Genomic DNA, 10,353 nt, shown 5'->3' with positions numbered 1-10,353 from the left:
GTGCGGGCTTAGGCAGATTTCTTCACCCGTCACTTGAATTCATCCACAGGCTAGACCGGTTTTCCACAACCCGTTGGAGGGCAGATCCGGCGCGCAAAATAAATTGTCACCGGGCCGCAGCGGCGCATCGTGGCGCGCAAGCGAAATGGCAGAATTGCAACCATTCCCCCGGCACTTACCGCTACGGACAGCAGCACGCCAGCGCGCCAACGCTATATCTTGTGTTTAAATGAGGGGGGGGGTGTTGGCACCATGCAGATCACCGCGCGCCGCGTCACACGCCAAACGGCGCGAACCGACCAAGACTTCAATGCTGGTGAAAGTGGTCGGAGCGAGAGGATTCGAACCTCCGACCCCCTGTACCCAAAACAGGTGCGCTACCAGGCTGCGCCACGCTCCGACTGGGGCTTCTTTAGCCATTAGCAAAGGAATTGAAAAGCCCTGTTTGGCCCGATCCTGTGATTATCCGCAATTTATCTGCCGCGCCGCTCTGCGCGGTCTGCCTGTGGCGCAAAAGCTGGAAAAAACCCGACGAAACGCGCCTCTCAGCAGGGCCAGGCCGGATCATATGTCGCAAACGCCGGGTGACGCAGCTGGGTGCCGACGGTGATGCCCAATCGCTCGGACATGCCGCCGTTGATCTCAAGCACCGACAATAGATCGTCACCGCCCGGAATCGGGGATTCGTCCAGCGGCACCGCCCGGTGATGGATGTATTGCACCACCCCGCGCGCATCGATGAACAGCATGTCGAGTGGAATCAGTGTGTCGCGCATCCAAAAGCTCAGCCGCCGGGGCGACGCGTAGATGAACAACATGCCCGCACTGCCCGGCAGCGAGGTACGATGCATCAGCCCGCGCGCCTGTTCTTCGGGTTCATCCGCCACTTCGATGGAAAACCGCGCCTTGCCCCAGTCGCCCCGCAGCATGACTGCATCGTCGCGGCACGCACCTGCGGCCGCCTGCGCGGCCCCTGCCCCCCCCGTGGCCAGCACCACAAGGGCCATGGCGATCAGATGCTGCCCTCGGGCTTGTCGATCTGCACTGTTTCCCATGCCTGTACCTCAGCAGCCATATGGCCGCGCTTGCCCTCGATGACCCGCATCGCCAAGGCTTCGCCCGGTTGCAGGTCTGACAGACCGGACTGGCGCAGCACTTCGACATGCAGAAAAACATCTTCGCGGCTGCCAAAGACATTTGCAAACCCAAAACCCTTGGTCTTGTCAAACCACTTGACCCGCGCTGGCTGCAACGGCTCTGCCGCCACTGCTGCCGCATCAAGACCAGCAATATCGCTCAGCACAGCGGCTTGGGTGCCTTCGGGCGGCTGGATCGACACGATCGTCGTCGCCTGCACCCCGCGATCGGTCTGCTGGGCAAACAATTCCACCCGCGCCCCGTCGGCAACCGAACTTTGGCCAAAGTTGCGCAGGACATTGACGTGCAGCAATACATCCGGTCCGCCGGTGTCAGACACCACAAAACCGAACCCCTTGATGGGATCAAACCACTTTACCACACCCTTGAGCGCTTGCTTATCTTCTTCGAGCTCTGACACGTCGGTCCTTCGATTGGTCAATAGTGTTTCAGTAGTCTTACAGGCCACAGATACCAGGCGCCGTAGGCCCTACCGGGCACCGGCACCGCATCTGCCCCGCGCTATGGGTTCAGGCGCGTGATCTGCCAGGGCGCTTGCGGATCGGTGCGACGCCACTGGAAACGATCATGCAGCCGAAATTCGCCATCCGCCCAAAATTCAATCTCTACAGGGGTCACCCGGTAGCCGCCCCAGAACGGTGGCCGCGTCGGTGCCGTGCCGTGACGGGCCGTCACCTTGGCCACCTCAGCCATCAATGCACTGCGTCCCGACAGGGGCTGCGACTGCTTTGACGCCCAGGCCCCCAAACGGCTTTTGAGCGATCGTGACGCGTAATAGGCATCTGCCTGGCGCCCTTCTTCGCGGCTGATCAGCCCGCGGACCCTGACCTGACGGCGCAGCGATTTCCAATGCATGACAAAGGCCGCTTTGCCCGCTCCGTCCAGCTCGACCGCCTTGGCGCTGCCGTAGTTTGTATAGAACACAAACGCCGCCGCCTCGATTTCCTTCAGCAGAACCATCCGCGCATTTGGCAGACCGTCTGCATCAACAGTAGATAATGCAATGGCGTTGGGATCATTCGGCTCACTTGCTTCGGCCTCGCTCAGCCAGCGCTGCGCGATCTCAAACGGATCATCCCCGGCAAAAATCCCCTTGCGTACTTCCATCGCGCTCTACGTCCCCTATCGTCGCATGGCCCCCGCCTAGCAATCGCATACAGCGCTATATCATAAGAATTAGTCCAACAACAAAAACGTCACCGCTGACCCAAATCCGGTCAGCCTCTGCCGAACGCCGGCCAAAACCGCGACCAGACGCCCCCGGTGCGCAGTAGTCTTGCTGGCACCCGCGCAATCGCCTAAACCAAAGTTCAGTAAATTAGAATATGGGGCACGGTGCGGAATGGGAAATGAACTGATGAAGGGCAAGCGGGGGCTGATCATGGGCCTCGCCAATGACAAGTCCATCGCATGGGGTGTGGCGCAGGCGCTGGCGGATGCCGGGGCGGATCTGGCCTTTTCCTATCAGGGCGACGCCTTGAAGAAACGCGTCGACCCGCTGGCGGCGCAACTGGGCAGTGATATCGTCCTGCCCTGCGACGTGGGCGACGAAGCGTCGATTGACGCGCTGTTTGACGGCCTGAAATCGCGCTGGGACTCGCTTGATTTTGTCGTGCACGCCATCGGCTTTTCCGACAAGAATGAACTGCGTGGACGCTATGTCGACACCAGCCGCGGCAATTTCGCCATGTCGATGGACATCTCCGTCTATTCTTTCACCGCCATTATGCAGCGGGCCGAAAAGATGATGAACCCAGGCGGCAGCGCCGTGACCCTCACCTACTACGGTGCGGAAAAAGTCATGCCGCACTATAACGTGATGGGTGTGGCCAAGGCCGCGCTAGAGGCATCGGTGAAATACCTGGCCGAAGATCTGGGCAAGGATGGCATCCGCGTCAACGCAATCTCCGCCGGGCCGATCAAGACACTGGCCGCCTCCGGTATCGGTGATTTCCGCTACATCATGAAGTGGAATGAATACAATTCACCCCTGCGCCGCAATGTCACAATCCAAGAAGTCGGCAAGGCCGCGCTCTATCTGCTGTCGGATCTCGGCTCGGGCACCACGGGCGAAAATCTGCACGTCGACGCGGGCTATCACGTGGTAGGCATGAAGGCCGTGGACGCGCCTGACATGTCGAAAGAATAAGCACCTGCCCCGAGGGACGATCACATGAGCGATACAAAAGACGACAGCCGCCTGCCCCACGAGAAAGGCTTTCACATCTCCTGGGACCAGATTCACCGCGACAGCCGCGCGCTGGCCTGGCGGCTGGATGGCCAAGGCCCGGATGACGGCGCATGGCGCGCCGTTGTGGCCATCACCCGTGGCGGCATGGCGCCCGCCATGATCGCCGCGCGCGAGCTGGACATTCGCACCGTCGATACCATCTCGATCAAATCCTACGACCATCAGGATCAGGCCGAAGCCAAGGTGCTGAAATCCCCGGACAAAGCCCTCATGGGTGACGGCACAGGTATCCTGATCATCGACGATTTGGTCGACAGCGGCAAAACCCTTGAGGTGGTGCGCGCGATGTACCCCAAAGCGCATTTCGCCACCGTCTATGCCAAGCCAAAAGGCCGCCCGCAGGTCGATACCTTTATCACCGAGGTCAGCCAGGACACCTGGATTTTCTTCCCCTGGGACATGGCGCTGCAATACGTCGAACCCTATCGCGGCAAGGACTGATCGCACAACGCGGCCTCTCTTTGGTCCTGTATTTCCATCCGCCTTTTTATCCGGATTCCACCAATGTCTCTTTCACGCACCGCCACCACTTTCGCCCCGCCCGTGATGGAGGCGCGCCGCTGGCTCAACGGCGTCACCTTTACGCCTGACCGCCCGCTGATCAACGTGAGCCAGGCCGCCCCGGTTGATCCGCCGCCCGCCGCGCTGCGACAGGTGATGGCAGATGTGGCGCTGAACAATGACGATGCGCATCTCTACGGCCCGGTGTTGGGCTTGCCGGAATTGCGCGTCGAACTGGCCGCGCAGACCGGCGCGCATTACGCAGGCACCGTCACGCCGGATCAGGTCTGCATCACGTCAGGCTGCAATCAGGCTTTTGCAGCAGCCATCGCCATGCTGTGTACCGAATCGGATGAAGTAATTCTTCCAACACCATGGTATTTCAACCATAAAATGTGGCTGGACATGAGCGGTTTACACGCCGTGCCCCTGCCAACCGAAGCAGATTTGCTGCCTGACCCCGCCCGCGCCGAGGCGCTGATCACACCACGCACCCGCGCCATCGCACTGGTCACGCCCAACAACCCCAGCGGCGTCGAATATCCCGCCGATCTGGTGCAGGCCTTCTTTGACCTCGCACGCCGACACGGCATCGCGCTGATCCTCGATGAAACCTACCGTGATTTCGACAGCCGCACCGGCCCGCCGCATCGGCTGTTCCAAGACCCCGATTGGCACGACACCCTGATCCACCTCTATTCCTTTTCCAAGGCCTACCGCCTGACCGGGCACCGCGTCGGGGCGATGGTCTCCAGCGCCGCGCGTCTGGCCGAGGTCGAGAAATTCCTCGACACCGTTGCGATTTGCCCGGCCCAGATCGGCCAGTATGCCGCGCTTTGGGGCATGCAGAACCTCGGCCCTTGGCTGGCAGCGGAACGCGACGAGATTCTGGCCCGGCGCGCCGCGATCACAGCACAGATGCCAAAACTCAGCGCACTGGGATGGAAACTGCTCGGTCTTGGCGGCTATTTCGCTTATATGCAGCACCCTTTTGCCATGTCATCGGCTGATCTGGCGCCGAAACTGGTGCGCGACGCAGGCGTGCTTTGCCTGCCCGGCACCATGTTCGCGCCCGAGGGTGATGACAGCGGCACGCGCCAGTTGCGCATCGCCTTTGCCAACCTCGACGCGGCGGGCATAACTCAGCTTTTCGAGAGGCTTGCAGCGCTGCCACGCAACGCATAGACAGGTCCAAATTTAACGAGGGACCGTCACCATGGCCAAAAAAGGCTCTAGCATTTCAAAGACCGCCGTCTGGATTCTGATGGGCCTTTTGATCCTCGGCCTCGGCGGCTTTGGCGCGATCAATCTCAGCGGCAATATCCGCAGCATCGGCACCGTGGGTGACAAGACTATCTCGGTCGATCAATACGCCCGCCAGCTTCAGCAGGAAATCCGCGCGATCGAGGCGCAGGCAGGCCAGTCCGTTCCCTTTGCCCGCGCGCAGGAAATGGGCCTTGACCGGGCCGTGCTGCAACGCATCGTGCGCAACCGCGCGCTGGATCACGAAGCCGACGAAATGGGCATCTCCATTGGCGACGAAACCCTGCGCGATGACATTCTCAGCATCAGCGCCTTTCAGGGCATCGACGGCAAATTCGACCGCGAAGGCTACCGCTTTGCCCTGCAACAGGGCGGCATCAGCGAGGCCGAGTTTGAAACCACCCTGCGCGAAGAAGCCGCCCGCACCCTGCTTCAGGGCGCGATCCTCGGCGGTGTTGCCATGCCCGACACCTATGCCCGCACGCTGGTCGATTACGTGGCCGAAAAGCGGAGCTTTACCTGGGCCGTGCTGGACGCCAGCAATCTCGACACGCCGCTGCCCGCCGCCAGCGATGACGACCTGCGCGCCTATTACGACGCCAACGCCGACGCGTTCATGCTGCCCCTGACCAAGCGGATCACCTATGCTTGGCTCTCGCCCGATGATCTGCTGGACGAGGTCGACGTCCCCGAAGAAGAACTGCGCGCCGAATATGACGCCCGCGCCGATGAATACATCAAACCCGAACGCCGCCTTGTGGAACGTCTGGTCTTTGCCGACGCTGAATCTGCCGATCAGGCCGCAGCCGCGCTCGAAGTCGACGGCACCACATTCGAGGCGCTGGTAGAAGAACGCGGTCTGGCCCTTGCCGATGTCGATATGGGCGATGTAGGCCGCCTTGAACTTGACGCCGCAGGCGAAGCGGTCTTTGCCGCCGAAGCGGGCGATATCGTAGGCCCATTGCCCACCGGTCTGGGGCCTGCCCTGTTTCGTGTGAATGGCGTGCTGCCCGCGCAGAACACCAGCTTTGAAGACGTCCGCGAAACCTTGAACGAGACCCTCGCCCGGTCCCGCGCCATCCGCATGGTCGAGGCAAAAGCAGCCGAGCTGGACGATCTTCTGGCCGGCGGTGCCAAACTGGAAGACCTGGCAGAAACCACCAAGATGCGCCTTGGCACAATCGACTGGACCGCCGACAGCTCCGACGACATCGCCGCCTATGCCGGTTTCCGTCAGGCTGCCGCCGCGCTGAAAACCAGCGATTTCCCCAAGATCGAACAGCTCGACGATGGCGGTGTCTTTGCCATGCGTCTGGACGAAGAACTGCCCGCGCGGCCCAACCCCTTTGACGCCGCCCGCGCCGAGGTGCGCACCGCATGGCGTGCCGATCAGACCGTCGACCGTCTGGTATCCAAGGCCGCAACCCTGACAGCCACCCTAGGCACCGAAGCATCCTTTGAGGCGGCCAGCCTGATCCCGCAGATCAACGAAGGCATGACCCGCGACGCCTACGTCGAAGGCACCCCCGAAGGCTTTATGGAGCAGGTCTTTGACCTCGAAGAAGGCCATGTCGCCGTGCTGCCTGCCGCTGAATCCGTGGTGATCGTGCGCCTTGATGCCATCACCCCTGCCGCCGACGACGACGCCACCGCGCAACTGATGGACCGACTTGGTGAACAGCTTGATCAGGCGCTGGCGCAGGATCTCTTTAGCATCTACGCCGATGCCGTTGTCGCCGGTGCCAAACCGCAGATCGACCAGCAGGCCGTCAACGCCGTACACGTAAACTTCCCCTAAAAGGCAAGCTGATGGCCCTGACCCCGGACTTTGACACATTCGCCCGCGCCCACGCGGCGGGGGAAAATCAGGTCGTCTATACCCGCCTCGCCGCCGATCTCGACACGCCGGTGTCCTTGATGCTGAAACTGACCGGGGCCGCCGAAAACGGCTTTGTGCTGGAATCGGTCACCGGCGGCGAGGTGCGCGGGCGCTACTCCATCATCGGAATGAAACCCGATCTGATCTGGCGCTGCCGGGGCGAACAGGCTGAGGTCAACCGCGCGGCCCGCTACGATGCCGATGCCTTTGCCCCGATGCCGGGCAATCCGCTCGATACCCTGCGCAGCCTCATCGCGGAATCGCGCATCACCCTGCCCGACGACCTGCCTCAGGCTGCCGCTGGCCTCTTTGGCTATCTCGGCTATGACATGATCCGGCTCGTCGAACACCTGCCCCACGTGAACCCCGACCCGCTTGGCCTGCCGGATGCCGTGATGCTGCGCCCCTCGATTGTTGCCGTGCTGGATGGGGTCAAGGGCGAGGTGACCATCGTCGCCCCGGCATGGGCCTCTGACGGGCAAAGCGCGCGCGCGGCCTATGCTCAGGCCGCCGAACGCGTGATGGACGCGGTGCGCGATCTGGAACGCAGCCCCCCCGGCACCTCGCGTGATCTGGGCGACGCGGTCGAACCGGCCGAACCGACCTGCAACTTCACCCGCGATGGCTACAAAGCCGCCGTGGAAAAAGCGCGCGATTACATCGTTGCGGGCGATATCTTTCAGGTTGTTCCCAGCCAACGCTGGGCGCAGGGTTTCACACAGCCGCCCTTCGCGCTTTACCGCTCGTTGCGCCGGACGAATCCGTCCCCCTTCATGTTCTACTTCAACTTCGGCGGCTTTCACGTGGTCGGTGCCTCCCCCGAAATCCTCGTCCGGGTGTTCGGTAACGAGGTCACGATCCGACCAATCGCAGGCACCCGCAAACGCGGCGCCACGCCGGAAGAAGACCGCGCACTGGAGGCCGATCTGCTCAGCGATCCCAAAGAGCTGGCAGAACACCTGATGCTGCTTGATCTGGGCCGCAACGACGTGGGCCGCGTCGCCAAAATCGGCACCGTGCGCCCTACGGAAGAATTCATCGTCGAACGCTACAGCCACGTGATGCACATCGTGTCCAACGTGGTGGGCGAGTTGAAAGACGGCTGCGACGCCCTTGATGCCTTCTTTGCCGGGATGCCCGCAGGCACCGTTTCAGGTGCCCCCAAGGTCCGTGCCATGCAGATCATCGACGAACTTGAGCCCGAAAAGCGCGGCGTCTACGGTGGGGGTGTCGGCTATTTTAGTGCGGGCGGCGACATGGACATGTGCATCGCCCTGCGCACCGCGGTGATCAAGGATGAAACCCTGTATATTCAGGCCGGCGGCGGTGTTGTCTATGACAGCGACCCAGAGGCCGAATATATGGAAACCGTGCATAAATCCGGTGCCATCCGCCGCGCCGCAGCCGAGGCCGCACGCTTTGGCGGCAAAGGGAACAACTGACATGCCAAACCGTGCCCCCTTTGAGATTGCGGGGCACGTCGTGGCCCCCGGCAGCAGCCTCGAGATTGATCTGCCGGTGTCGATCCTGCCCGATCACACGCCGGTGCATCTCTCGGTCGAGGTGTTTCACGGGCGCAAACCCGGCCCCACGATGTTCGTCTCTGCCGCTGTCCACGGCGACGAGGTTATCGGCGTCGAAATCGTGCGCCGCCTGCTGCGCGCGCCGCAACTGAATTCCCTGCGCGGCACGCTGATCGTGGTGCCGGTGGTCAACTCCTTCGGCTTTCTCAATCGGTCGCGCTACCTGCCCGACCGGCGCGATCTCAACCGCTGTTTTCCCGGCCACCCCTCCGGCTCGCTGGGCGCGCGGCTCGCGTATATCTTCTTGCACGAAGTCGTGCTGCGCTGCGATTTCGGCATTGATCTGCACTCCGCCGCGATCCACCGCACCAACCTGCCGCAGGTGCGCATCTCGCCCTCAGATCCGGTGACGCGTGCCATGGCGATGGCCTTTGGCGCGCCCGTGGTGCTGACCTCGCCCCTGCGTGACGGCAGCCTGCGCGCGGTCGCCAGCGCCAACGGCACGCCCGTCCTGCTCTACGAGGCAGGCGAAGGTCTGCGCTTTGATGAAATGGCCGTGCGGGCCGGGCTGGCTGGTATCCTGCGGGTGATGCACACGCACGAGATGCTGCCGCGCAAGGGCATCGCCCCCTCGCGGCGCTTGCCACATGTGTGTTCCTCGTCCACTTGGCTGCGCGCGCCAGTGGGGGGGCTGCTGCGCACCTTCCGTGCCGAAGGCGAAATGGTGGCCGAAGGCGATGTGCTCGCCACCGTGTCCGACCCCTTTGGCAAAAGCGAGGCCAATGTCGTGGCCCCCAACGCAGGCATTTTGATCGGGCGCGCGATCCTGCCCGTCGTCAATGAAGGCGACGCAGTGTTTCACCTTGCCAAACTGCTGCCAAAGGCGGTGGCCGATACCGTCGACGAAATGGTCGAACAACTGATTGCCGACCCGCTGTTCGACGAAGACGAAATCATCTAAGGGGCAGCGCCGCACCGCGCGCCGCCGCCGCCCCCCAGCCCAGTTTCAGGCAGCAATCCCGTCACGTGTCGCCACACGCCTGATCGACGCACGATCGCTGCACCGCGCCACCCAATCTGCGATCACCGGATGATCCTGCAACAGGTCAGGCATCCACACAAACGGGCTGCTGCACAGCAGGTCGGCGGCGGAATAGTCCTGCCCCAGCAAATACGGCTGACCTGCCAAAGCCTCTGCCAATTGCGCAATCATCGTGTCGAAATCACGCAGATTTGCCTGCACCGCCGGGTGCGATATCTGCGCCCAATGCAGAATGATCACCGGCTCCATCACCCCCTGATAGTAGAACAACCACGACAGATAGGCCCCCCGTCCTGCCGTGCCCGGCAACGGGCCCAGCCCGGCCTGCGGGTATTTGTCCGTCAGATAGGCAACGATCGCACCCCGCTCCCGGATATGTTCGTCACCATCGACCAGATAGGGCACTTTCTTTTCCGGATGAGGGTTGATCGGGTCCGGGCCACCTGACCCATCCTGCCGTGTAACCGTGACCTGCTGAATGTCGATATCCGCCCCCAGTTCATCGACCAGCGCAACAAGGCCGGATGAACGCGAATTGGGGGCGTGGTAAAGCGTGGGCATGAAATAGCTCCTTTGGTTAAGACTGGTGTCGTCCTAACCGCCGCTCTTGTCAGTTTCTGGCAGGAGCCGGCGCGCCGTTAACAATTGGTAGTTTCGGCGCCCGCCCCGTTACTGCGGCCGACCCTTCCGCGCCAGTGTACGCCCAGTGTACGCCCGGTGCACAAAGTGTGACATG

Annotated in this window: 10 protein-coding genes and 1 tRNA gene; 6 read left to right on the top strand and 5 right to left on the bottom strand. The window is 62.2% G+C overall.

Going from position 1 to position 10,353, the window contains the following annotated elements; all coding sequences use genetic code 11:
• Positions 1 to 323: 323 nt before the first annotated feature.
• From AC1965_RS07160 to pdxH, 4 genes are all read right to left on the bottom strand, one after another.
• Positions 324 to 400: transfer RNA gene (locus AC1965_RS07160), tRNA-Pro, on the bottom strand.
• Between the two features lie 145 nt (positions 401 to 545).
• Positions 546 to 1,055 (bottom strand): DUF192 domain-containing protein, encoded by a 510-nt coding sequence (locus AC1965_RS07155; RefSeq protein WP_483886595.1) that lies wholly within the window; start codon positions 1,053 to 1,055, stop codon positions 546 to 548.
• Complete coding sequence (locus AC1965_RS07150; protein WP_483886594.1) at positions 1,013 to 1,558, bottom strand: cold-shock protein; 546 nt, start codon at positions 1,556 to 1,558, stop codon at positions 1,013 to 1,015. The genes AC1965_RS07155 and AC1965_RS07150 overlap by 43 nt, the downstream gene beginning before the upstream one ends.
• A gap of 101 nt (positions 1,559 to 1,659) precedes the next feature.
• Positions 1,660 to 2,265, bottom strand: a complete 606-nt coding sequence (pdxH, locus tag AC1965_RS07145) for a pyridoxamine 5'-phosphate oxidase (protein WP_483886593.1) — start codon at positions 2,263 to 2,265, stop codon at positions 1,660 to 1,662.
• 235 nt (positions 2,266 to 2,500) lie between these two features.
• Here pdxH and fabI point away from each other — a divergent pair, with 235 nt between their 5' ends.
• The 6 genes from fabI to AC1965_RS07115 all read left to right on the top strand — a co-directional run bounded on the left by fabI (position 2,501) and on the right by AC1965_RS07115 (position 9,536).
• Positions 2,501 to 3,307, top strand: coding sequence for an enoyl-ACP reductase FabI (gene fabI, locus AC1965_RS07140; RefSeq protein WP_483886592.1), 807 nt, complete (start codon positions 2,501 to 2,503; stop codon positions 3,305 to 3,307).
• Between the two features lie 24 nt (positions 3,308 to 3,331).
• Positions 3,332 to 3,850, top strand: a complete 519-nt coding sequence (gpt, locus tag AC1965_RS07135) for a xanthine phosphoribosyltransferase (RefSeq protein ID WP_483886591.1) — start codon at positions 3,332 to 3,334, stop codon at positions 3,848 to 3,850.
• A gap of 63 nt (positions 3,851 to 3,913) precedes the next feature.
• Positions 3,914 to 5,095, top strand: coding sequence for an aminotransferase (locus AC1965_RS07130; RefSeq protein WP_483886590.1), 1,182 nt, complete (start codon positions 3,914 to 3,916; stop codon positions 5,093 to 5,095).
• A 31-nt stretch (positions 5,096 to 5,126) separates the two neighbouring features.
• Positions 5,127 to 6,971: a peptidyl-prolyl cis-trans isomerase gene (locus AC1965_RS07125; protein WP_483886589.1), complete on the top strand. Its 1,845-nt coding sequence runs from the start codon at positions 5,127 to 5,129 to the stop codon at positions 6,969 to 6,971.
• An 11-nt stretch (positions 6,972 to 6,982) separates the two neighbouring features.
• Positions 6,983 to 8,494, top strand: a complete 1,512-nt coding sequence (gene trpE, locus AC1965_RS07120; protein WP_483886588.1) for an anthranilate synthase component I — start codon at positions 6,983 to 6,985, stop codon at positions 8,492 to 8,494.
• 1 nt (position 8,495) lies between these two features.
• The gene (locus AC1965_RS07115; RefSeq protein WP_483886587.1) at positions 8,496 to 9,536 is read left to right on the top strand and encodes a succinylglutamate desuccinylase/aspartoacylase family protein; all 1,041 of its coding nucleotides are present in this window, start codon (positions 8,496 to 8,498) and stop codon (positions 9,534 to 9,536) included.
• A gap of 45 nt (positions 9,537 to 9,581) precedes the next feature.
• On the opposite strand, the gene AC1965_RS07110 is transcribed toward AC1965_RS07115, so the two are convergent.
• On the bottom strand, positions 9,582 to 10,178 hold the full coding sequence (locus tag AC1965_RS07110) for a glutathione S-transferase family protein (RefSeq protein ID WP_483886586.1): 597 nt from the start codon (positions 10,176 to 10,178) through the stop codon (positions 9,582 to 9,584).
• Positions 10,179 to 10,353: the final 175 nt, after the last annotated feature.

It is taken from the genome of Sulfitobacter sp. KMM 9851, assembly GCF_057178245.1.
This window is presented reverse-complemented; position numbering and strand designations above follow the sequence as displayed.

What these genes read in the sequence shown, in the direction of transcription:
- AC1965_RS07155 (WP_483886595.1), bottom strand. Translation starts at nt 1,055, where the DNA reads ATGGGAAACAGTGCAGATCGACAAGCCCGAGGGCAGCATCTGATCGCC.
- trpE (WP_483886588.1), top strand. Translation starts at nt 6,983, where the DNA reads ATGGCCCTGACCCCGGACTTTGACACATTCGCCCGCGCCCACGCGGCG.
- gpt (WP_483886591.1), top strand. Translation starts at nt 3,332, where the DNA reads ATGAGCGATACAAAAGACGACAGCCGCCTGCCCCACGAGAAAGGCTTT.
- pdxH (WP_483886593.1), bottom strand. Translation starts at nt 2,265, where the DNA reads ATGGAAGTACGCAAGGGGATTTTTGCCGGGGATGATCCGTTTGAGATC.
- AC1965_RS07130 (WP_483886590.1), top strand. Translation starts at nt 3,914, where the DNA reads ATGTCTCTTTCACGCACCGCCACCACTTTCGCCCCGCCCGTGATGGAG.
- AC1965_RS07125 (WP_483886589.1), top strand. Translation starts at nt 5,127, where the DNA reads ATGGCCAAAAAAGGCTCTAGCATTTCAAAGACCGCCGTCTGGATTCTG.
- fabI (WP_483886592.1), top strand. Translation starts at nt 2,501, where the DNA reads ATGGGAAATGAACTGATGAAGGGCAAGCGGGGGCTGATCATGGGCCTC.
- AC1965_RS07115 (WP_483886587.1), top strand. Translation starts at nt 8,496, where the DNA reads ATGCCAAACCGTGCCCCCTTTGAGATTGCGGGGCACGTCGTGGCCCCC.
- AC1965_RS07110 (WP_483886586.1), bottom strand. Translation starts at nt 10,178, where the DNA reads ATGCCCACGCTTTACCACGCCCCCAATTCGCGTTCATCCGGCCTTGTT.